This is a genomic window from Streptomyces sp. NPDC093097, assembly GCF_044754325.1.
GTDB lineage: Bacteria > Actinomycetota > Actinomycetes > Streptomycetales > Streptomycetaceae > Streptomyces.
In genome coordinates, this window is sequence record NZ_JBIVOW010000001.1 from 79,183 (window position 1) to 100,746 (window position 21,564).

15 protein-coding genes and 1 pseudogene are annotated in these 21,564 nt (G+C 71.6%); 12 read left to right on the forward strand and 4 right to left on the reverse strand.

Features of this window, described 5'->3' with window-relative positions:
* Positions 1 to 63 precede the first annotated feature (63 nt).
* From ACIQE0_RS00380 to ACIQE0_RS00425, 10 genes and pseudogenes are all read left to right on the forward strand, one after another.
* Positions 64 to 1,494: an MFS transporter gene (locus ACIQE0_RS00380; protein WP_402327945.1), complete on the forward strand. Its 1,431-nt coding sequence runs from the start codon at positions 64 to 66 to the stop codon at positions 1,492 to 1,494.
* A gap of 111 nt (positions 1,495 to 1,605) precedes the next feature.
* Entirely contained in the window at positions 1,606 to 3,150 is a 1,545-nt protein-coding gene (locus ACIQE0_RS00385; RefSeq protein WP_402327947.1) for an FGGY family carbohydrate kinase, read from the forward strand.
* Between the two features lie 120 nt (positions 3,151 to 3,270).
* Complete coding sequence (locus tag ACIQE0_RS00390) at positions 3,271 to 4,944, forward strand: glycerol-3-phosphate dehydrogenase/oxidase (RefSeq protein WP_366330144.1); 1,674 nt, start codon at positions 3,271 to 3,273, stop codon at positions 4,942 to 4,944.
* On the forward strand, positions 4,941 to 6,494 hold the full coding sequence (locus tag ACIQE0_RS00395; RefSeq protein WP_402327949.1) for an FAD-binding oxidoreductase: 1,554 nt from the start codon (positions 4,941 to 4,943) through the stop codon (positions 6,492 to 6,494). Before ACIQE0_RS00390 ends, ACIQE0_RS00395 begins: the two co-directional genes overlap by 4 nt.
* A gap of 42 nt (positions 6,495 to 6,536) precedes the next feature.
* Positions 6,537 to 7,199, forward strand: a complete 663-nt coding sequence (locus ACIQE0_RS00400) for a glycerol-3-phosphate responsive antiterminator (protein WP_402327951.1) — start codon at positions 6,537 to 6,539, stop codon at positions 7,197 to 7,199.
* A 6-nt stretch (positions 7,200 to 7,205) separates the two neighbouring features.
* Positions 7,206 to 7,508: a putative quinol monooxygenase gene (locus tag ACIQE0_RS00405; RefSeq protein ID WP_402327953.1), complete on the forward strand. Its 303-nt coding sequence runs from the start codon at positions 7,206 to 7,208 to the stop codon at positions 7,506 to 7,508.
* Positions 7,505 to 8,644, forward strand: a complete 1,140-nt coding sequence (locus tag ACIQE0_RS00410) for a zinc-binding dehydrogenase (RefSeq protein ID WP_402327955.1) — start codon at positions 7,505 to 7,507, stop codon at positions 8,642 to 8,644. Before ACIQE0_RS00405 ends, ACIQE0_RS00410 begins: the two co-directional genes overlap by 4 nt.
* A 750-nt stretch (positions 8,645 to 9,394) precedes the next feature.
* Positions 9,395 to 9,634, forward strand: coding sequence for a hypothetical protein (locus tag ACIQE0_RS00415; RefSeq protein ID WP_402327957.1), 240 nt, complete (start codon positions 9,395 to 9,397; stop codon positions 9,632 to 9,634).
* Between the two features lie 205 nt (positions 9,635 to 9,839).
* Positions 9,840 to 9,911: pseudogene (locus ACIQE0_RS00420) on the forward strand.
* A gap of 193 nt (positions 9,912 to 10,104) precedes the next feature.
* Positions 10,105 to 10,563 carry an SUKH-3 domain-containing protein gene (locus ACIQE0_RS00425; protein WP_402327959.1) on the forward strand — a complete coding sequence of 153 codons (459 nt, stop codon included), beginning with the start codon at positions 10,105 to 10,107 and terminating at the stop codon, positions 10,561 to 10,563.
* A gap of 175 nt (positions 10,564 to 10,738) precedes the next feature.
* Here the strand turns inward: ACIQE0_RS00425 and ACIQE0_RS00430 are convergent, their stop codons facing one another.
* Positions 10,739 to 14,017 carry a BTAD domain-containing putative transcriptional regulator gene (locus tag ACIQE0_RS00430; protein WP_402327961.1) on the reverse strand — a complete coding sequence of 1,093 codons (3,279 nt, stop codon included), beginning with the start codon at positions 14,015 to 14,017 and terminating at the stop codon, positions 10,739 to 10,741.
* A gap of 321 nt (positions 14,018 to 14,338) precedes the next feature.
* Between ACIQE0_RS00430 and ACIQE0_RS00435 the strand changes: the two genes are divergently transcribed.
* Positions 14,339 to 15,601, forward strand: a complete 1,263-nt coding sequence (locus tag ACIQE0_RS00435) for an MFS transporter (protein ID WP_402327962.1) — start codon at positions 14,339 to 14,341, stop codon at positions 15,599 to 15,601.
* Between the two features lie 141 nt (positions 15,602 to 15,742).
* On the opposite strand, the gene ACIQE0_RS00440 is transcribed toward ACIQE0_RS00435, so the two are convergent.
* A complete protein-coding gene (locus ACIQE0_RS00440) occupies positions 15,743 to 16,315 on the reverse strand; it encodes a hypothetical protein (RefSeq protein WP_402327963.1) in 573 nt (190 codons plus the stop codon).
* Between the two features lie 670 nt (positions 16,316 to 16,985).
* On the opposite strand from ACIQE0_RS00440, the gene ACIQE0_RS00445 reads away from it, so the two are divergent.
* Positions 16,986 to 18,665: an APC family permease gene (locus ACIQE0_RS00445; protein ID WP_402327965.1), complete on the forward strand. Its 1,680-nt coding sequence runs from the start codon at positions 16,986 to 16,988 to the stop codon at positions 18,663 to 18,665.
* A 181-nt stretch (positions 18,666 to 18,846) separates the two neighbouring features.
* On the opposite strand, the gene ACIQE0_RS00450 is transcribed toward ACIQE0_RS00445, so the two are convergent.
* On the reverse strand, positions 18,847 to 20,991 hold the full coding sequence (locus tag ACIQE0_RS00450) for a tetratricopeptide repeat protein (RefSeq protein WP_402327967.1): 2,145 nt from the start codon (positions 20,989 to 20,991) through the stop codon (positions 18,847 to 18,849).
* Positions 20,988 to 21,506, reverse strand: coding sequence for a hypothetical protein (locus tag ACIQE0_RS00455; RefSeq protein WP_402327969.1), 519 nt, complete (start codon positions 21,504 to 21,506; stop codon positions 20,988 to 20,990). Before ACIQE0_RS00455 ends, ACIQE0_RS00450 begins: the two co-directional genes overlap by 4 nt.
* Positions 21,507 to 21,564: the final 58 nt, after the last annotated feature.

Below are 21,564 nucleotides of genomic sequence, written 5' to 3' on the forward strand. Positions count from 1 at the left end.
TTCGTCGTGCCTTTTTCTGTGCCTTCCCCGTGCCGCCGGCAGGTCTTCCTCGAAGGCGGATTCATGGCACAACGTCCGGGCGTCTTTGGCGTCACCGACGTCGTTGCGCTCATCGACGGGCTGGGAAAGATCACCGGCCGGGCGCAGGTCATCTGGTTCCTCGTGTTCGGAGGGCTGTTCCTCGACGCCTATTCGAACGCGGCGCTGAGCGCCGGTCTGGGACCGATGACGTCCCAGATGGAGCTCACCAGCACCCAGGTCTCGATCCTCACGGCCACCGCACCGGCCCTGGCGATCCTCTTCAACCCCCTCGGCGGCTGGCTCGCCACCCGCATCGGCCGCGTCCCCCCGCTCCTCATCGCCAAGGTGTTCGCGATCGCGGGCGGTCTGCTCGCCGCGTTCGCCGGCGACTTCACCGTCGTCTGGCTCGGCCGGGTCCTGGTGGGCATCGCGTACGGCATCGACTTCGCGGTCGCCATGGCGCTGCTCGCCGAGTACACGCCCGCGAAGCTGGGCGGCCGGCTCAACCTGTGGCAGGCCGTCTGGTACGTCGCCACCACCAGCAACCTCGCCCTGGCCCTGGTCTTCTTCCACCTGGACGTCGGCGCCGACATCTGGCGCTGGTCGGTCGGTTCGGCCGCGGTCGTCGCCGCCGCGCTGCTGCTGGCCCAGGCACTGATGCTCAAGGAGAGCCCCGCCTGGCTGGCGAGCAAGGGCCGGCTGGCGGAGTCCGTCGCCAACCTGGACCGGATCTACGGGATCAAGGCCGTCGCCGGTACGCCCGACGCGACGACCCGCACCGCGGCCCAGGCACCCGCCATCGGATTCCGCCAGGCCGGGCTCCTGTTCAAGGGCGAGTACCTGCCGCGCACGATCCTCTCCTCGGTGATCTCGCTCGGGCAGTCGATGCAGTACTTCGCGGTCGGCTGGTACCTCCCGCTGATCAGCCTGGCGATCTTCGGCGAGAGCTTCGAGAAGGCCACCGTCGGCTCGATGGTGTTCAACGCCTTCGGTATCGCCGGCGGGTTGCTGTCCGCGTACTTCGGCCGCCGCCTGGGGCTGCGGCTCAGCTCCGCCGCCGGATTCGCCGGGGTCTTCGTGGCCCTGGTCGCGATGGGGCTGACCTTCGAGAAGGCGCCCATGGCCGTGGCGTTCCTGCTGCCGGTGCTGTTCATCCTCTGCCACTCGGCGGGCCCCGGAGCCAACGGCAAGTCCATCGCCGCGCTCTCCTACAGCAGCGACGTCCGCGCACTGGGCACCGGCGTCACCGGGATGGTCGGCAGCTTCGGCAGCGTCGTCGGACTGTATGTGTTCCCGCAGATCAAGGACTCGCTCGGACTCGCCGACACCTTCCTGGTGCTGTCCGCCGTACCGCTGCTCGGCCTGCTCACCTGCCTGGTGATCAAGTGGGACCCGATGCGGGCCGCCGCGCCCGACGAGGCCGCCGGACCGGACCGCGACACCACCGCGACGCCCTCCGTACCGGTGCGCTGACCGCCGCCGGACCCGGCGCACCGCACGACGGTCCCCTCCCCGCCGCATCCGCCTCTCCCCATCCGCCCCCTCCGCACGGCTCGCTCGCGATGTCCGACTGAAAGGGCTGCCATGACGCAGACATTCCCCGGCGCCTCCCCACGGCGCGGTGTGCTGTCCATCGACGAGGGCACCACGGGCACCCGGGCCGGAGTCGTGCTCGACTCGGGCGCCACCCATGAGGTGTTCTACCGGCCGATCAAGGTCAGCCATCCCGACGACCTCTCGGTCGAGCAGGACCCGATGGAGATCTGGACCGCCACCGTCGAGGTGGCCCGCCAGGCATGCGGCCGGGCACGCGAGGAGGGCATCGAGATCACCTCGGTCGCGCTGTCCACACAGCGGGCCACGGCGATGCTCTGGGACCGGGTCACCGGACTGCCCCTGCTGCCCGCCGTGGTGTGGCAGGACCGCCGGTACGCACACGAACTCACCGCCTACGAGGCGGAATGGGACGCCGCCCTGCTGGCCCGGCAGGGCAGGCCGGTCGGCGCCCGCTCCCCGTTCCTCTGGGCCGCCCGGCAGATCGCCGCACACCGGGAGGCGGCCGAGGCGCACCGGGCCGGACGGCTGCTCTTCGGCACCGTCGACACCTGGCTGATCTGGCGCCTCACCGGTGGCGCCGTACACGCCACCACCCCGACCAACGCCGCCTCCACCGGCGGATACCTGCTCGACCGGCACGCCTGGGACGAGGAATGGATCGGCCACCTCGGCTTCCCCCTCGACCTGCTGCCCGAACTCCGCTCCGACGACGCCGGATTCGGCACCACCGACCCGGCCGCCCTCGGCAGCGCCGTCCCGCTGACCGCGTCCATGGGGGACCAGCACGCCGCCCTTGTCGCACTCGGCGGTCTCGCCACCGGACAGGGCATGTGCATGTACGGGACCGGCGCCTTCGTCGACGCGGCGACCGGCACCACACCCGCCCTGCCCCGACCGGACATCGCCGGAGTCCTCGCCCAACCCGGCCGCCGGCAGGGCGACATCACCCACTACAGCCTGGAGGCGTACACCTCCACCGCGGGTTCCGCGCTGCGCTGGCTCTGCGACGATCTGCGGCTGTTCGCTTCGCCGGAAGAACTCGGCGCGGAAGCGGGCCGGGTCCCCACCCGGCCGGGCCGCACCCCGCGCTTCGTGCCGGCGCTCGCCGGGGTCCGTACGCCGGTCTGGCACCCGGAGGCCACCGCGTCCCTCAGCGGGCTCACCCTGGCCACCACCCGCGCCGACCTCGCCCGCGCCGTGCTCGACGGGATCGCGCACTCGGTGTGCGACCTGATCGACGGGGTCGCCGACACCATGGGCACCCCGTTCACCCGGCTCCGGGTCGGCGGCGGCGTCTCCGGCAGCGACCCGCTGATGCAGATCCAGGCCGATCTGACCGGCCTGCCGCTGGAACGGGTCGCCGACTCCGCCACCGCGAGCCTGCGCGGCACCGCGTACCTGGCCGGCGTGGCCCAGGGCCTGTGGTCCTCGCTCGAAGAGGTCGTCGAGGCGCAGCCGCAGGGCCGGGTCTTCGAGCCCTCGCTCACGGCGGCCGAGCGCACCGCGTCGCGGGCCGCCTGGCACGACGTGCTGGACACCCAGCTGACCGACCCCGCACCAACACCCCTGTGACAGCCCACCTTTGTGACAGCCCACCGCCGAACCCGCACCCCCCACTGACGGCCCCCGGCCGTCGCACCGGCGACCCGCACCCGATGGGGCCGCCGCACCGAAACACCAGGAGTTGATGTTGTGATCACCATGCCCGCCCGGAAACCGCGGCGCACCGCCGCGGCGACCCGCCGGACACCGCTGCTGCTCGACCGGGCCGACCTCAAGCGCCGGTTGGCCGACGACACCTACGACGTGCTGGTCATCGGCGGTGGCGTCACCGGCGCGTACGCCGTGCTCGACGCCGCCTCGCGCGGTCTGCGCGCGGCCCTGGTCGAGAAGGACGACTTCGCCTCCGGCACCTCGTCGAAGTCGTCGAAGATGGTGCACGGCGGCCTGCGCTACATCGAACAGGGCAATGTCAACCTGGTCCGGCACTCACTCCTGGAGCGCCACCGCTTCCGCAAGAACGCCCCGCACCTGGTGCACCGGCTGCCGTTCCTCTTCCCGATCCTGGAGAAGGAGGGGGTCTTCGACGCCCGCCTGGCCAAGGGCTTCGAGGGCCTGCTGTGGACGTACGACCTGGTCGGCGGCTGGCGCATCGGCAAGCTCCACCAGCGGCTCACCGTCCCCGAGGTGCTCGCCCAGGCACCGACACTGCGCGCGGAGAACCTCAAGGGCGGGCTGATGTACTTCGACGCCCGCACCGACGACGCCCGCCTCGTCCTCACCCTCGTCCGCACCGCCGCCGCGCTCGGCGCGACGATCCTCAACGGGGCCACCGCAGAAGCCCTGTTGATGCAGCGGGGCACGGTGTGCGGGGCCCGGGTCGCCGCGGACGGCGACACCCTCGACATCCGCGCACAGGCCGTCGTCAACGCCACCGGAGTGTGGACCGACGAACTGGACGCGAAGGCGGACGAAGGCCACCGGCCGCAGATCCGGCCCGCCAAGGGCGTCCACATCGTGGTGCCCTGGGACAAGGTGCGGATCAACTGCACGGTCACCGTGCCGATCCCCGGCCGGGCCCGCCGCGCGACCTGCACCCGCTGGGGCAACAACGTCGTGCTGGGCACCACCGACGAGGACTACCAGGGATCCCCCGACGACGTGCACTGCACCCGCCAGGAGATGGAGTTCCTGCTGGAGGGCGCCAACACCGCCTTCGAGGGCGAGCTCACCCCGGACGACGTGGTCGGCTCCATCGGCGGACTGCGCCCGCTGGTCGGCGGCAAGGAGGGCGCCACCCTCGACATGCGCCGCGACCACCACATCACCGTCGGCCGCACCGGCATGGTGACGGTGACCGGCGGAAAGCTCACCACCAGCCGGCACATGGGCGAGCTCGTCATCGACAAGGTGATGGCCCTCCTCGGCCGTAAGGGACGGAGCCGCACCACCGACCTGCCGCTCCTCGGCGGCGCCGGTTACGACTCCGAGGCCGTCGCCGCGTCCGGCGGCATCGCCGCGCACCTGGGCGAACGCTTCGGCACCGAGGCCCGCTTCGTCGGCGACCTCATCCAGGACGACCCCGCGCTGGCCGAACCGATCGTCGCGGGACTGCCCTACACGAAGGCGGAGGTGGTCTACGCGGCCCGCGCCGAACTGGCCCGGTCCGTCGACGACGTCCTCTCCCGCCGCACCCGGGCCCGGCTGTTCGCCCGGGACGCCTCCGCCGACGCCGCCGCGGCCGTCGGCGCGATCCTCGGCCGGGAACTGAACCTCACCCAGGCGGAGGTCGAGCGTTCGGTCGCCGAATACCTCGCAGCCGTCCGTCACGAAAAGTCCGTACTCCTCGAAGGGGCAGCAGCATGATCAGCCGTCAGACCATCACCCACCCGTTCAACCGCGGCAACTACACCGTCGGCGCCCCCAGCTTCGCCAAGTGGGCGCAGAACACCCCGATCGGCGACGGCGAGGCCGCGCTCCAGGCGAACCCCGTCGAGGTCCCGGAATCCGTGGTCGAGGCGCTGCGCGAGGCCGCGCACGCGGTGCACACCTCCCGCGAGGAGGTCGTCACCCGGACCCGTGACTGGTGGGCCGGATCGATGATCGGCGAGACCGAGGGCCGCCCCGCGACCCCCAACGCCGTGATCGTCGAGGCCGCCGACGCCGACCAGGTCGCGGCCGTGCTGCGGATCTGCCACCAGGCAGGCATCCCGGTCACCCCGTCCGCGGGCCGCTCCAACGTCACCGGCGCCGCACTCCCGGTCTTCGGCGGCGTCGTCCTGGACGTGTGCGGACTGAACAAGATCGTCGGCTTCGACGCCGAGTCGAACGTCGTGGACGTCCAGGCCGGCATGTTCGGCGACCTCTTCGAGAAGCAGCTCCAGGAGGAGTACGGCGTCACCACCGGCCACTGGCCGTCCGCGTTCGCCGTCTCCACCGTCGGCGGCTGGATCGCCTGCCGCGGCGCCGGCCAACTCTCCACCCGCTACGGCAAGATCGAGGACATGGTCGTCGGCGTCGACGTCGTGCACGCCGACGGCACCCGGGCCACCTACGGCGACTACGCCCGCGCCGCGGTCGGCCCGGATCTGCGCCAGCTGTTCATCGGCTCCGAGGGCACCCTTGGCGTCATCGTCTCGGCCCGGCTGCGCGTCCACCCCCTGCCGGAGTACGCAAGCGCCGCCGCCTACGGCTTCACGACCTTCGCCGAGGGCCTGGACGCCTGCCGCAGGATCATGCAGCGCGGCGCCACCCCGGCCGTCCTGCGCCTGTACGACACCCTGGAATCGGGCACCCACTTCGGCCACCCGGAGACCCACCTCCTGCTCATCGCCGACGAGGGCGACCCGGCCATCGTCGACGCGTCGCTCACGGTGGCGAGGGAGGTCTGCGAGGAGTCCGGCGCCGCACTGGACGGCCAGGCCGTCTTCGCACGCTGGCTGGACGAGCGGATGCTGGTCGGCAAGTCCGCCGACGGCTTCACGCCCGGCCCCGGCTTCGTCGCCGACACCCTGGAGATGGCCGCGTCCTGGACCGACCTCCCGGTGATCTACGACGAGGTCGTCGCCGCGATCCAGGCAGTGGACGGCACCCTGGCCGCCTCGGCCCACCAGTCCCACGCCTACACCGACGGCGCCTGCGTCTACTTCTCGCTCCGCGGAGACGTGGCGCCCGCCGCACGCCGCGACTGGTACCGCACGGTGTGGGACGCGGCCAACGCCGTGCTCATCAAGCACGCCGCGGCGCTCAGCCACCACCACGGCTGCGGTCTGCTGCGCGGCCCCTACCTGGAGGAATCCCTCGGGGCCGGCTTCGCCACGTTCCTCGCGGTGAAGAACGCCCTGGACCCGGAGGGCATCCTCAACCCTGGCAAGCTGGGCCTTCCCAGCCGCTTCGGTACGTCCCCGCTGAGCTGACCTCAGCAACCACGGACCCTTGATCCCAGGTAGGCCCCCGCCATGACTCCTCTCCCGTCCCGGTCCGGCGCCGCGCTCGATGCCCGGCTGGTCTCCGCACTGGCCGAGGTCCCGGTCGTCGCCTCGGTCGTCGGCACCCAGCTACTGCGGCAGTTCCTGACCGCACCGGCCAAGGTGTGCATCGCCGCCTCGCTCCCCGTCGGGCAACTGCCCCAGGTGGTACCGGCGCTGTGCCGGGCCGGGAAGACCGTGTTCGTGAACGTGGACAGCAGCCCCGGTCTGGCCCAGGACCGGGGCGCGCTGGAGTTCATCAAGAACATGGGCGCGCACGGCGTGGTCAGCACCCGGCTCTCGCTCATAGAGAAGGGCCGGCCGCTCGGCCTGCTCACGATGATGAAGGTGTTCGTCACCGACCGGTCCACCCTGCGCCGCTCCATGGACGCGATCTCGCGCGGGGCGCCGGACCTGGTCGAGATCATGCCCGCCCCGATCGCCGCGCGGATGAGCGAGCAGGCCCAGCGCGCGATGTCCCCTTCGGTGGCCGCCGGATTCGTGGAGACCCCCGCGGACGTGGCGCTCGCGCTGGCCCTCGGGTCCGTCGCCGCCGCCACCTCCGACCCCCGCCTCTGGCACCTGCGCCGGGACCAGCTGCCGCCGGTCCCGCCCGCCGCCCTGAAGAGGCCCGCCGCACCATCCCAGGAGTAAGCCCCCATGTCCTACGTCGTCATCGCCCGCTACCGCACCAGGGAGGGCGAGGAGAACACCGTCCTCGCCCTGCTCGACACCATGGCCGCCGCCTCCCGCCAGGAGCCGGGCAACCTCGCCTACCGCGTCCACCAGGGCACCGAGGACCCGCGGGCGATCGTGCTGTACGAGGAGTACGCCTGCGAAGCCGACTTCACCGCGCACTGCGCCACCCCGCACTTCCAGGAGATCGTGCTCGGCAAGGTCGTCCCGCTGCTGGACAGCCGCGACGTGCTGCGCTGCACCCCGCGTCCGGAGGCGCGGATATGAAGACCCGTGCGGTGGTGCTGCGCGCCGTGTCGACCGCCCGCCCCTACTCCACGACCCGTCCGGTCGAGGTGGAGGAGCTGGAACTGGGCGCCCCGCGCGAGGGCGAGGTACTGGTCCGCATCGCGGCCGCCTCGCTCTGCCACTCGGACCTCTCGGTGGTCAACGGCGACCGGGTCCGCCCCCTGCCGATGGCGCTGGGGCACGAGGCGGTCGGCGTCGTGGCGGAGACCGGACCGGGCGTCAGCCGGGTCCGTCCCGGCGACCACGTGGCCCTGGTCTTCGTACCGAGCTGCGGCTTCTGCCCCGACTGCGCCGCCGGCCGACCGGCCCTGTGCGCCCAGGCCGCCGCGGCGAACGGGGCAGGGGCGCTGCTGCACGGCCCGCCGCTGCTGACCGACGGCTCCGGCACCCCGGTCCACCACCAGCTGGGCGTCTCCGCGTTCGCCGAACACGCGGTGCTGGCCCAGGAGTCGGTGGTGCCGATCCCGAAGGACATCCCGTTCGCGGTGGCCTCGATGTTCGGCTGCGCGGTCCTGACCGGCGCCGGAGCGGTCATCAACACGGCGGCCCTGCACCCCGGCCAGTCGGTGGCGGTCTACGGCCTGGGCGGCGTGGGCCTCTCCGCCGTACTGGGCGCCCGCGCGGCGGGCGCCTACCCGGTCATCGCCGTCGACCCGGTACCGGACAAGCGCGAACTGGCCCTCCAACTGGGCGCCACCCACGCCTACGCCCCCGACGAGGCCATCGAGGCGATCCGCGAACTCACCCCAAACGGCGTCGAGTTGGCCATCGAGGCAGTGGGCAACGCCAAGGTCATGGCCGACTGCCTGACGGCCGTGACCCGGGGCGGCACAGTCGTCTCGGTGGGCCTCCCCGCCCCCGACCGGATGCTGGAGGTCCCGGCGCTGACATTCGCGGGCGAAGGCAAGTCCCTGCTGGGTTCGTACATGGGCGACGCGGTACCCCGCCGCGACATCCCCCGGTTCCTCGGCCTCTGGCGGGCGGGCCTGATGCCGGTGGAACGGATGCACACCGGCACCCTGCCCCTGACCGACATCAACACGGCCCTGGAGGAACTGGCCTCGGGCCGAGCCATCCGCCAGGTCATCGACACCTCGGGGCTACTGGACACCTGACCCGGCCGGCCCCACCGCCACGGCGCACGACGGCGCCCCTTCCCGCCACGGAGGGGGCGCCGCCACCGGGACGGGAAGTACATCGGCCACACCAGCCAGAGTTCCCCCCAGCGCCGCGGCTCGAAAATGGTCACCGTCCTCGACGGCGAGGGCCATGGCGTCTACCCGAACCGCAACGCGTGCACGGACGGTACGGTCACGGACCAAAGCACGTGATGCAGCCGGCAAGGCCATGGATCGCGCCGCCGCCCTGAACCCCTTCGGATGACCATGAACCAGCATCAGCACCCCACACCCACCTGGAACGCACCAGGAACAGGCGCCCCCGCCCCCTACGCCTTCACGGTCGGTGTGCACAATCCGATCCCGGTCAACGGCCCTCACCCCCACGGCCTGCCAGCCGACGCCGAAATGAGCTCAACGATCACGCTGGCCGGGGCTGCGGCCGGTGACGTTCCCCTTGCCCGGGTGTACGAGGAACGATCGGCCCAGCGCTGGAGCCGCAAGTCCCCACGCTGCCTGTGGATCCACAGCGGCCCCGAGGGCACCCTGATGAGCACAGTCCAACCGACCGCTCCAGGCGTCCACGAGGTATCTGCGGCAGATGGCACACCACTTGCCCGGATCACGCGTCGCACCGGACGGTGGCTTCCCTGGCCTCGGCGCATCCGCTGGACGGTACAGACTCACACCGCATCCCAGCAGGTCACCGGCAAAGTCGGCAGCTGGTACGCGTGGTGGGGATACGCAATGACGGCCCCGCTCTGGCTGCTCTTCTGGCTCTGCCTGCTGAGCTACTCCCTGTTCGACGGGGGAGACTTCGACGCAGACATCGACGGCCCGACCCGGACCCGCTGGCGCACGCTCGGCCACGGCACGGCCCTCGACTACCGCGGCATCGAAAAGGCCTACCACCTCAAGCCGGCACACTTGGACATCCGAGTCGCCTACGCCCAGGCGCTCCTCCATGCCTGGGAACGCCGACGCTGAACTACTGAAAGCCACGTCGCCTCGCATGGTGACTGCCTCCGACCGACGGCACGGTGCTCGGCCCGCCGCCGATCGCCGGAGTCCTGCCCCGCCCGGAATGCCTTTGCTGGATGGCGATCCACGTCAGGTGAGGTGTGCGGAGCGGTCCGGTGGATGCGATATGATCATGATGCAGCTTCGGCCCGCGGGAGTGGGTGGGAGTCGCGCGTCTGTGGTCCAAGGAAAGACGTCCACCAACCGGTGGGAGATGCAGGTGCAAGGCCTGCCGGGCGCTCCAGCAAAGGGCCTTCCTCGTTGCGAGGGAGGCCCTTTTTGCTTTCTGCCGCTCCTTCTGCGGGTTGGGTGCCTGGATTCTGGCCGCCAGGTGGCGGTAGTAACTACCACTGACAGGACATGAGTTGAATGCGTGGTCGTGTTGGCGTTCGAGCTCACCCGGTATGCCTGTCCATGGTTGGTTGATAGGGGTTGCCGTGCCTGCGTCGATGTCGGGGGATGAAGTCCTGCAGTGGCTCACCAGGAATGGCTGGAGTCCGGGCAGGACTGTGGGGGAGACGGCTCGCGATTTTGTTTCCGAGGTGGTTGCCGAGTCTGAAGCCGAGGGATTTCCGGCAGTCCCCTTCGGTGCGGCCTTGAGGTTCATTGCTACCTATGGCGCGCTTGAGTTGACACACCCAAATGACCCCGAGAGTAGGTTGATCACCAATCCGACCGGCGGCTATGAAGGTGATTTCGGTGAAATCGCCGAGCTGTCACGAGAGTTGGGGAAGCGCCTGTTCCGGATCGGGTACGACCTTCCTGACGGAGGGATCTTCGTCGTGGCCGAGGGTGGAGAGTTCTACTGCATCCACCACACGGGCGCGTACTTTCTCGGCTCTGACGAATTCGAGTTCTTCAGCAACTGGGTGAGGGGTGACCTGCAAAGTCTCTGACCGTGGTGGAAACCCGGGCACGAAGTGGGCAGCGCACGCGACGTGTTGGCCCGAGCTGGTTGGCAACCGGAGGTGTGGCTCCCCGGTGAGCCCGCGCTCGCGGGACTGGGTGCGCTGATCGAAGGGCGTCGACCTCTGAGACGGATTCGGCGAAGTACCGGACCAAGGCCGATCCTCAACCCGCCTCGTCCGCAGGCCAGTTGAGCGTGGTACGAGCCTGCCGTACGGCTTTCTCCGGTGTCAGGCGCGTGCCGCGCGCGTACGCCGCCTCGAAGGCGGGTTCGCCCAGGGCTGCCTGTGCCGCGGCGGTGATGCGGTCGGTGTCGCCGCGTTCGGCGGGTGGTAGTGGGGCGCCTGCGCCGCGGCGTGCCGCGTCCGCCGCCCCGAGCAGTGCGGCGGCGCAGTCGGGGCCCGGCCCGCGTCGGTCCAGGGCCGCGGCGCCCGCGAGGCCCTCCGCGGACAGGGCGAGAGCACGCGGCTCGTCGAGGTGGCGGGCGACGTCCAGGCCGCGCAGGTGATGGCGCACGGCCTGGTCCGCGTCGCCGCGGAGTTCGGCGAGGAAGCCGAGTTCGGCGAGGAGCAGATGGTCGCCCGCCGGGGAGGACACATCGGCGTAGCCGTCGCGGATGTGCAGCAGGTGCGCCTCGGCCGTATCGAGATCGCCGGAGCGGCGCGCGCCGAGTGCGAGGCCCATCTCGGCATGGATCCGGCCGTAGGTGTAGCCCTGTTCGGTGGCGCTGCGGCGCGCCTGCTCGTGCAGGTCGCGGCCCCGGTCCCAGTCACGGGCGAGCAGCGCGAGCCGCCCGAGCCCGGAGAGCCGTGCCGACACCTCCGTCTCCAGTCCCAGCTCCCGTGCCAGGCACAGCCCTTCGCGCTGGAGGCGGGTCGCCTCGGCGTACTCGCCTCTGATCTCGGCGAGCGAGGCGAGCGGCGACACGGTCTGCAATTCGCCCCAGCCGTCGCCCAGTTCACCGAAGAGGGCGGCGCTGCGCAGTCCGTCCCGGCCGAGCGCGTCGAGGTCGCCGCGGACCAGGGCGATCATCGCCCGCAGGCCGAGCGCGGCGGCCGTTCCCCACCGCTCGCCCGCAGTGCCGGAGAGGGCGAGCGCCCGGGCGTTGTGCTCCTCGGCGGCAGTGATCTCGCCCGCGCTGAACAGGCCGTACGCGCACAGCCACAGGGCGCGGGCGCGGCGCACGGGGTCGGTGACGGCGTCCGCGTGCGCGGCGGCGGTCGCCGGGACGCGGTCGCCGGTGAGGTGGGCGAACGCGGCGTGCAGCAGGGCGAGTTCCGGGACCGGTGTCCCGGAGGCGGTGGCGATGACCGTCGACAGGCTGCGGCGCGCCTCGGTGAGCCGGCCGCGCAGCAACCACCACCAGGACAGGGCGGTGGCGAGCCGCACGGCCTCGTCCGCCCCGCCGGCGGCGGCTCTGCGCACCGCTTCGTCGAGCGCCGCACGCAGATTGCCGGCCTCGGCGTCCAGACAGGCGAGCTGGGACCGCTGTTCCGCGCCACGCAACCGGGGTTCGGCGCGCTCCGCCAGCGCGAGGTAGTGCCGCAGATGGCGTTCGCGTACAGCGGTGACGTCCCGCATCTCGTGCAGCCGGTCCCTCGCGTACGCGGCGACGGACTCCAGGAGCCGGTAGCGGCGCCCGGTGGGCCCGTCGACGACGGCCACGAGCGACCGGTCGACGAGCCGCGTCAGGGCGTCGACCACTTCCTCACGGCCGACGCCGTCGCCCGCGCACACCGCTTCGGCGGCGGCCAGGTCGCAGCCGCCACTGAGCACGCCTAGGCGGCGCAACACGATGCGTTCGGGCGCGCTCAGCAGTTCCCAGGTCCAGTCGATCATCGCCCGCAGCGTCTGCTGGCGGGCGGGCGCACCGCGCTGCCCGGCGGTCAGGACGCGGAACCGATCGCCGAGCCTGGCGGCCAACTCCCGTACGCCCAGGGCGCGGACGCGCGTGGCGGCGAGCTCCAGGGCGAGCGGGAGACCGTCCAGGCGGCGGCAGATCTCGGCAACCGCGTCACGGTCGGCGGGCGCCAACGTGTCCGGATCCGGCAGAAAACCAGGGGCACGGGCGGCGGCGCGCTGGAGGAAGAGCCGTACGGCGTCGGCGGTCCGCAGCGGCTCGACCAGGAACACGGCCTCGCCCGCCAAACCGAGGGGCTCCTGGCTGGTGGTGAGGACGCGGAGATCGGGCGCGGTCCGCAGGAGCAACTCGGTGAGTTCGGCCGCGGCATCGACCACATGCTCACAGTTGTCCAGGACGAGCAGGGCCCGGCGGTCCCGCAGCGCGGCGGCGAGCCGGTGCGCGGGGGAGGAGGCGGCAGCCGACGCGGTGATGCCGGGCACGGCGGACGGGGCGTCGTCCCGGATGCCGAGGACGGAGGCAACGACCTGGGCGAGGTCGCCGGTGGAGGTGGTGGCGCGGACTCCGGCGAGCTCCACGAGCCAGCCGCCGTCGGGGTGTTCGTCGGTCGCCGAGGTGGCGGCCGCCACGGCGAGGCGCGTCTTTCCGACCCCACCGGGTCCGGTGAGCGTCACCAGGCGCTCCTTGGACAGGAGACGGGAGAGTCGAGCGAGGGGCTCGTCGCGGCCGATGAGGGCAGTGAGCGGGACGGGGAGGTTGGAGCGGGCGGACCTCGGGGGTGGCTCGGTCGCCGACAGGCCGGTGCCTGGAGCCGTCGACCCGGTGATCGGGGAGGCCGGGGAGGGGCCCAGCTGGGGGTCCTGGCGGAGCAACGCCTGGTGCAGTGCCACGAGCGCCGGGCCGGGATCGACCCCGAGGTCCTCCGCAAGGCGGGACCGCAGGTCCTCGTACGACGCGAGGGCCTCGCTCTGGCGGCCGGCCAGGTAGAACGCCCGCATCTGGAGGGCGCGCAGGCGCTCCCTCAGTGGGTGCCTGGCGACGAGGTCGGCCAGTTCTCCGGCGAGCAGGACATGGTCCCCCGCTTCCAGGCGGGCTTCGGCCTGCTCCTCCACCACGGAAAGCCGTTGTTCGGCGAGGCGCCGCGCGGCCCCCCGCACGAACTCCTCGTCCGCGAAGTCTGCGTACGCGGGCCCCCTCCACAGATCGAGGGCCTCGGTGAGCAGAGCCGCCCGGGCACGCGGGTCCCGCACCGGACGAGCCCGAGTCACCAGGGCGTGGAACCGCTCGGCGTCGACCTCGTCGGAGGCGGGGTCGAGCACCAGCCGGTAGCCCGGAGCCTGCCGCACCACACGGTCTGCGCCGAGCACGCGGCGCAGCTGGGACACCTTGGCCTGGAGAGCGCCCGCCGGCTTGCCCGGCAACGCGTCGCCCCACAGGTCGTGGAGGAGACGGTCCGAGGAGACCGTACGCCCTTCGTGCGCGAGGAGATCCGCGAGCAGCGCCCTGACCTTGAGCTCGGGGACCCGGACCGGTTCCCCCTGGTCGTCCCACACCGCAAGTGGGCCGAGCACCCCGAATCGCATGCGGACAACGGTACATCCGGCTGCCTGGCGGCCGGCCGGACTGCCAGGACGCGGGGATCGAGCAGCGCCTGGTACACCCTGCCGCAGGGCCATGGCCCGCAGCGGACCGTCAGCGGTTCCGAAGGCTTTCCGAAGCGCCCGCGAGCACAGTCGATTCCGCGCGGAGTGACGTGGTGCGCCCGGCAGTTGGACCCGTCGGGAGGGAGCGGCAGGCATGACCAGGTACGCGGGCCTGACGGCCCCGGTCCGCCAGGCCCAGGCATCCGCAACACCCCGTGCGTACCGACGCACCATGTCCCCAGAAGATCCGGAGTAGCAGGCATGAGCAGTTCACTCGACACAGCTGGAACCGCGGCCGCTCCCGGCGAGAACGGCCGCGCCGCACCACCCAGGCAAGCCCGCAAGGGCGGAGCCGAGGAGCAGCAAAGGCTCCCGCTCCTGGCTTTGTCGGCGCTCGCCGTCGCCGTCTTCCTCACCAGCCTCACCGAGACCCTCCCCGCGGGCCTGCTCCCCGCGATGAGCGGCGACCTCCGGGTGAGCGAGTCCGCGACCGGCCAGACCGTCACGATCTACGCGATCGGTACCGCCCTGACCGCGATCCCGCTCACCGCGGCCACCGCGGGGTGGCGGCGCAAGCGCCTGCTGCTGACCGCGATGGCGGGCTTCGCCGTCGCCAACACCGTCACGGCGGTGTCGTCGAGCTACGGCCTGACGATGGTGGCGCGGTGCGTCGCGGGCGTCGCCGCCGGACTGGCCTGGGCCCTGCTCGCCGGCTACGCGCGGCGCATGGCCCCCGTCCCGCTGCAGGGCAAGGCGATCGCCCTCGCCATGGCGGGCATTCCGGTCGCGCTCTCGCTCGGCGTCCCCGCCGGCACCTTCCTCGGCGAGACCCTCGGCTGGCGCGTGGCGTTCCTGGCGATGACGGTGCTCACGGTGGTGCTCCTGCTGTGGATCGGCGCGGCCGTGCCCGACTACCCGGGGCAGGAGCGCGGCGATCGGCCGAGGATGCTGCGGGCGCTGCGCGTCCCGGGCGTGGCCCCGGTCCTGTTCGTCACGCTCGTCTTCGTCCTGGCCCACACCGTCCTGTACGCCTACGTGGCCACGTTCCTGAACGACCTGGGCATGGGCCGCAGCACCGGCCTGGTGCTGCTCGTCTTCGGTGCCGCCTCCCTGCTCGGCATCTGGATCGTGGGCGCCCAGATCCACCGTCGGCTGCGCTCATTGAGCATCGCCAGCGCGTTGTTGGTGGCCGTGTCCGCGGCGCTGCTGGCCGTGCTCGCCGACAGCACCGCCCTCGTGTACACCGCGGCCTTCCTGTGGGGCCTGGGCTGGGGCGGCGTCCCCACCCTGCTGCAGACCGCCGCGAGCGACGCGGGCGGCGACTTCGCTGACGCAGCCCAGGCGATGCTCGTCACGCTGTGGAACGTCGCCATGGCCGGCGGCGGCGTCCTCGGTGGGATCCTGCTCAACCTGATCGGCAGCGGCTCCTTCCCCTGGACCGTGCTGGCCCTCCTGCTGCCGGTGCTCGCGGTCATCGTCCTCGCCCGACACCACGGCTTCCCCGCCAGGCGCCCCGGCGCATAACGCGGCGGACGGGCCTCGGCTCCGAGGCGCGGGACGCCCCGGAGCGCCGTCCGCGCATCCGTTTCCCCCTGATGCGGGACCACTGGCGCACCGCGGTCCTCTGCCGCGGGACCGACAACGCCCCGGGGCACGCCAGGCGGGTCAGTGCCGCCTGGCGTAGCTCAGGACCTGTGAGCGCGCCTTCTCCTCCGTCAGGCCGAGGGCCTCGGCCACCTTGCTCCAGGACAGTTCGTCGAGCTGGATCTGGCGGGCCGCCGAGGAGGCGATCCAGCGCGTGGCGCGTTCCACCCCGGCCGCGGCCCGCAGCGCGGCCAGCGGAGCGTCGTCGGCGAGCTTGGCCAGGCGTTCCTCCAACTCGGACGTCAGGTCGCTGACGTCCTGGGGGAGCGGGATCTGGCGGGCTTCGACGTCATCGATGTGCGTCGCCCAGTCCTCATAGGGACCTTCGATCTCGTGGTAGCGGTCCTCGGCGACCTGTGCCCAGTCGATCGGGTAGAGCCGGGTGCCGCGCCATCCGCACGAACAGGCGGCACGCGCCCCGGTGGCCACCGGCCGGCCCCCGTCGCCGTCATACGCCCACCACTCGGTCGTGGACGGCATATAACTCCCGCTCCCCACATCGAAATACGCGGGCCCCGGCTCGCTGCCGTCCGCCAACACGGCCCCGGCCTCCCCCTCGTGACAGGAGCCGAACTCCTCTGTGCGCCACGCCATCCCGCGCCTCCCTTCACCTGTTTCCGGCCGCATATGCCTAGGGCCAGCCTGCCGAACAAAGAAGTCCGGGAAGCCCCGAACACCCAAAAGAAGTAGGGGAGTTTTCCGTCCCGAGGGTGGTCGCGGCATGCGGGCCGCGGCCTGATCCTCGGTCTCGACGTCGGCCTCAACCTTCGGCCGGTCCGTGAACTCGGCGTCGTCGACTTCCCGTTGGTTCTCGTGGGAATGCAGACCTTTCTGGATTTCCGGTATCGGCTGTCGACGGTGCCGCTGCCCGCAGGTCGTCCGCAGGCCGTCCGGCGGCTGCCTGACAGCCGCCCAGTGGCTCCGGACAAGGGGGCAGGCCGTCGGGCGGTCCGAAAGAGCGCTGCTCAGGCAGATGATCCGGCGGGGTGCGCCCCCCTGCGACCCCCGTGCGGGCCGGCCGCCCGGGTCCGCGTCGATCATCGCCGCCCGATCGCCGCCCCGATCACGGCCTGGTTTCCCGCCCTGCCCCGAGCGAGATCTCGGGCACAAGCCTCCCCGGCCCCCGCAATGGTCAGGAGCCCTCCCGGCGTGATCGATAATCGATTATCGCCGTGAGATAGGGCGCAGGATTAGACCAAATTATTGAAAAGGTAAATAAGGTGGACACGGATCTCTACGCACAGCAGAACGGATGTAGCCCGCCATGGACATGAGCGCGGCCAGCAAAAAGAACCTCAGCCTCTTCGCCCTGATCATGATCGGGCTGGGGTCCATCTTCGGCTCCGGCTGGCTCTTCGGAGCCGGTCAGGCCGCACAGGTCGCAGGCCCCGCGGCGCTGGTCGCCTGGGTTATCGGGGCCCTCTTCATCGGCATGATCGCGATGTCGTACGCCGAGGTCGGGGCCGCCTACCCGCTGCCGGGTGCCATGGCGCGCTTCGGTTCGCTCACCCACGGCCCGGTGCTCGGCTTCGTCAGCGGCTGGGCGGTGTGGATCGCGATCGCCTCGCTGATCCCGATCGAGTCCATCGCGGGCACCCAGTACATGTCGTCCTGGAGCTTCGGCTGGGCCCAGGGGCTCGTCTCCGACGGCAACCTCACGGCCTCCGGCACGCTGATGGCGCTGTTCCTGACCTTCGCCCTGTGGTTCGCCTGCTACTGGTCGGTCGCGCTGCTGGCCCGGGCCAACACGCTGCTGACCCTGGTGAAGTTCGCCATCCCGGTGCTCGCGGTCGCCGCGCTGATCGCCTCCGGCTTCCACACCGGCAACTTCACCGGCCACGGCGGCTTCGCCCCCAACGGCTGGTCCGCCGTGCTGACGGCCGTCACCACCTCGGGCGTGATCTTCGCCTTCAACGGCTTCCAGGCCGTCGTCAACCTCGGCGGCGCCGCCCGGAACCCCGGCCGGGCCATCCCGCTCGCGCTGGTCGGCGCGCTCTCCCTGGGCCTGGTGATCTACCTCGCCCTCCAGGTCGCGTTCCTCGGCTCGGTCCCGCCGGAGAAGCTCGCCGCGGCCGGCGGGTGGCACGGGATCAACTTCGCCTCCCCCTTCGCCGACCTGGCCAAGCTCCTGATGCTGCACTGGGTCGTCACCCTGCTCCAGTTCGGTGCGTTCATCTCGCCGTCCGGCGCCAACATCGGCAACGTGGCCTCGGCCTCGTACATGGCGCAGAACCTCGCCGAGACCGGCTTCTTCCCCAAGAAGATCGCCGAGGTGCACCCCCGCTACGGCACCGCCCGCCCCGCGATGTGGCTCAACCTGGGCGTCTCCGTGCTCCTGCTGCTCACCATCGGCCACAGCTGGGAGGCCCTGGCCAGCGTCGTCTCGGCCGCCATGGTCGTCTCGTACCTGATCGGCCCCATCGCGGTGGGCGTCCTGCGCCGGACCAGGCCGGACCTGCCGCGCCCGTTCCGCCTGCCGGCCGCCTCGGTGCTCTCCCCGATCACCTTCGCCTTCGCGGCGTGCGCCCTGTACTGGTCGAAGTGGCCCAACACCGGCAAGGTGACCCTGCTCGTGCTGATCTCCGTGCCGATCACGGCCGTGGTGCTGCGCCGCCGGGGCGAGCAGAAGCTGGGACGGAAGTTCGCCGCGGCCTGGTGGATGATCGGGTTCCTGCTGTGGCTGTCGGCGCTGTCGGCGCTGGGCAGCCCGGCGTTCGGCGGCAACGGTGTGCTGCCGGACGGCGTGGACATCGCGCTGGTCGCCGTCTCGGCCCTGGGCTTCTACTTCTGGGCGGTGCGCGCCGGCGTCCAGGCCCACCGCGAGGGTCTGACGGACCCCGACCCCGAACTCGCCACCGAGCCCGAGCCCGAGCGCGGGCCGGAGCCGGAGCCGCACGTCGTCCCCGGCCAACGTTCCGGGGACCGCGAGGCCCTCGTCTCCTGACGCGAAGCCCGCTCCCGAAACGACACCCGCGGACAGCCGCCGGGACAGGCCATGGCCCGTCCCGGCGGCTGTCCGCTTTCGTTGACCTTCGCTCGCGATCTCGACCCTGAGCCCGCCTCCGACGACGCGGAGACGGGCCCAACCGGGACCGTTGCGGTTCTCCTCGGTGCCTGGACCTGCCTCACGGCGCGGGTCGGTGGTCCTCGTTCTCCTTCAGCTCGGCCAGCACCTTCCTGCTCGCGAGGGTGAAGGGATGTTCCGGGCCAAGGCTGTCGGCTCGCCGTGCCACCACGTCGTCCATGAGATCCACCGCCGCCTCGACGTGCCCGAGCCTGTGCCGGATGCGGGCGTGCAGCTGCTGCGCCGCGAGCGCGATGGGGTAATCGGGCCCGAAGCGACGCTCGTACAGGGCGGAGACGAGCCGAATCTCCTCATCGGCCTCCTGGAACCGCCCCAGCACATAGAGCGCCCAGACATGGTTGTGCCGGGCCCCCAACGTGACCGTGTGGTCCGCGCCGAGGTGCCGTTCGCAGTCCGAGGGCAGGGAGAGCAGCGCTGCGTGCTCCTCCGTGCCGAGTTCGGCCGCCGACAGCATCGTCAGCAGGCTGGCCTGGGAACGCAGCGTCAACGGGTGTGCGGGTCCGAGCGAGGCCAGTCGGCCCGCGATCGTGGCACGGAGCAGCGCGAGGGCCTCCGCCCGTCCGCCGAGATTCCGGAGAACCAACTGGAGCCCATGGGCGCTGTCCAGGGTGTCCGGATCATCAGGCCCGCACAACCGCTCCTGAACGTCCTTGACGTGCCGCAGCAGCGGCTCGGCCTCGGCGTACCTTCCCAACCGGAAGAGTGCCCGACCGGCCCTCGAACGTGCCGCCAGCACCACGCGGTGCTCCGCGCCGAGGGCCTGCTCCGCGAGCTCCACCGCACCATGGGCGGTCTCCCAGGCAGTGAGGTAGTCGCCGGTACGGTGCAGGGCGGTGGCCAGGCGCGTGGCGATGCCGACCAGCCCGGCCGTCACGGCGGGCGTCGCACCACGCCGCAGCATGGCGAGGACATGCGGGCTGAGCAGGCGCAACTGCGGGTCTTCCGGGCCGGCATCGGGCAGTTGCGGAACGGCCGCGTCCAGCAGCCTGCCGGCCGTCGAGCCGACGGTGGCCAGCGATTCCGGCGGCGTCGCGGCGGCGACGCTGTCGAGCAGGACCCCGTGCGTCTGCACGCACCGCACCCCGACGTCGACCAGTTCGGTCAGCGACTGGTCGAGCAACGCCCGCAACGCGGTCTCCGTACGGGCCCGGGGGAGCGCGCCGCCGATCTCCGGACGGTTCAGGAGGGACAACGGCAGTGGCTCCGGGGCGAATCGGGCGAGCAGCCGGAGCAACGTCACCGCTTCGGGCAGGCCGCGTGCTTCGAACGCGTCGAGGGTGAGGTGCCAGGTGCGCCCCACCAGGTGGCGCGGGTCTTCGTTCGACAAGATGTCAGCTCCTTGGTCGATGAGCTGGACGCGCTCTCCTTCGTCGAGGTGCCGCCGGTAGGCGTCCATCGTCCAGGGGTCGAGCACCTGGTGGGACAGGAAGCCGCCCGCCAGCGTCAACGCGAGCGGCAGCCGCCCCAGCCGGTCCGCGATCTCCGCGGCCTGCCCCAACGTGCCGCTGTGCGGGGCCAGATCGCACAGCACCCGCGCGGCGTCCTCCCGCGGCAGCACCCCGATGTGCTGCAACTCCGCTCCCGGCCACCAACGGGCGGCCGCACGACGGGTGGTGACCACGACGATGCCGCGGGGGCTCGTCCGCAGCCAGCCGCCGTCCCGCAGGATCTCGGGATCGTCCGCGTTGTCCAGTACCAGCAACCACGGTTCGGCGGACCGGTCGAGGTGTTCCCACACGAGGTCCGCGCCGGGCCGCAGGCCGTTGCGGGCGGCCAGCAACTCGCCGTCCGTGGCACCGCGGTCGGCCGCGACGGCGAGCATGCCGGAACGCAGCCCGGCGCGATCGGAGGCGTTCACCCAGAGACCGACGCACCCCGCGGTCCGCGTCGCGAACCCGAAGACGGCATGGGCGACGGTGGTCTTCCCGCAGCCGCCCATGCCATGGAGCACGAAGGCATGGCCGCCCTCGCCCGCCGTGACGCTTCTCTGCAGACGCTCCAGCACTTCGGCGCGGTCGCGCAGCACCACCGGCGCCCGGCCCATCGCCGGGTGGCGCACCGAGTCCGGCCCGGCCAGGCCGGGTTCCTCGCTGCCGTGGTAGTGGTACTCGCTGATGTGCTGGTCCCGGGAGGACTGGTAGACGCGGCCGCCGTCCTCGGCATGGCCGTCCATCGCGCCCCTCATCGCTCGTTGATGTGCATGTCCCGGCCCGCCTGGTAGATCCGCGCCCGCCCGGACGCGGTGGCGCGCTGAGTGATCCGCGCGGCGCCCGGGGCGGTGTCCGGGCTGAACTCGTCGAGCAGCCCGCGCAGTTCCTCGACGACTTCCGGATGAGCGAGCAACAGCCGGCGGAGGCACCCCTCCCACTGCTGCCGCAGTTCACTCAGCATCTCCTGGTCGTCTGCCGAGTGGGCGCGCAGGACTTCTTCGCGGCTCGCGTCCAATTCACCGGAAATGATGCGCGCTCTGTCAGGCTGGAGGCGCTGCCACAGTCGGGTGAAACGCTCACGGGTGTGTTGCCAGGCCTCCGTTGTCATCAGAGTTACCAAGGTGGTTCCAGCGGTTTGTGCGAGCGACGTTAATTCCGGATCCACAGTTCCCCCAATTGAATGATTGCTGCTCTGAATTTCTTCCCATAAGTCCACAAAACGGGCCATCGGTGGCCATGTGGGGTTGCGGGACGGTCTCAAGGTCAGCATGGTGGCATCGTCAATCCGAACGGGCAAGTGGCTCGTGGGGTATTCCTCTGACATGTGC

Coding starts and splice junctions, on each gene's coding strand:
- ACIQE0_RS00380 (WP_402327945.1), top strand. CDS start 64: ATGGCACAACGTCCGGGCGTCTTTGGCGTCACCGACGTCGTTGCGCTC.
- ACIQE0_RS00385 (WP_402327947.1), top strand. CDS start 1,606: ATGACGCAGACATTCCCCGGCGCCTCCCCACGGCGCGGTGTGCTGTCC.
- ACIQE0_RS00395 (WP_402327949.1), top strand. CDS start 4,941: ATGATCAGCCGTCAGACCATCACCCACCCGTTCAACCGCGGCAACTAC.
- ACIQE0_RS00400 (WP_402327951.1), top strand. CDS start 6,537: ATGACTCCTCTCCCGTCCCGGTCCGGCGCCGCGCTCGATGCCCGGCTG.
- ACIQE0_RS00405 (WP_402327953.1), top strand. CDS start 7,206: ATGTCCTACGTCGTCATCGCCCGCTACCGCACCAGGGAGGGCGAGGAG.
- ACIQE0_RS00410 (WP_402327955.1), top strand. CDS start 7,505: ATGAAGACCCGTGCGGTGGTGCTGCGCGCCGTGTCGACCGCCCGCCCC.
- ACIQE0_RS00415 (WP_402327957.1), top strand. CDS start 9,395: ATGACGGCCCCGCTCTGGCTGCTCTTCTGGCTCTGCCTGCTGAGCTAC.
- ACIQE0_RS00430 (WP_402327961.1), bottom strand. CDS start 14,017: ATGCGATTCGGGGTGCTCGGCCCACTTGCGGTGTGGGACGACCAGGGG.
- ACIQE0_RS00435 (WP_402327962.1), top strand. CDS start 14,339: ATGAGCAGTTCACTCGACACAGCTGGAACCGCGGCCGCTCCCGGCGAG.
- ACIQE0_RS00440 (WP_402327963.1), bottom strand. CDS start 16,315: ATGGCGTGGCGCACAGAGGAGTTCGGCTCCTGTCACGAGGGGGAGGCC.
- ACIQE0_RS00445 (WP_402327965.1), top strand. CDS start 16,986: ATGGACATGAGCGCGGCCAGCAAAAAGAACCTCAGCCTCTTCGCCCTG.
- ACIQE0_RS00450 (WP_402327967.1), bottom strand. CDS start 20,991: ATGAGGGGCGCGATGGACGGCCATGCCGAGGACGGCGGCCGCGTCTAC.
- ACIQE0_RS00455 (WP_402327969.1), bottom strand. CDS start 21,506: ATGCTGACCTTGAGACCGTCCCGCAACCCCACATGGCCACCGATGGCC.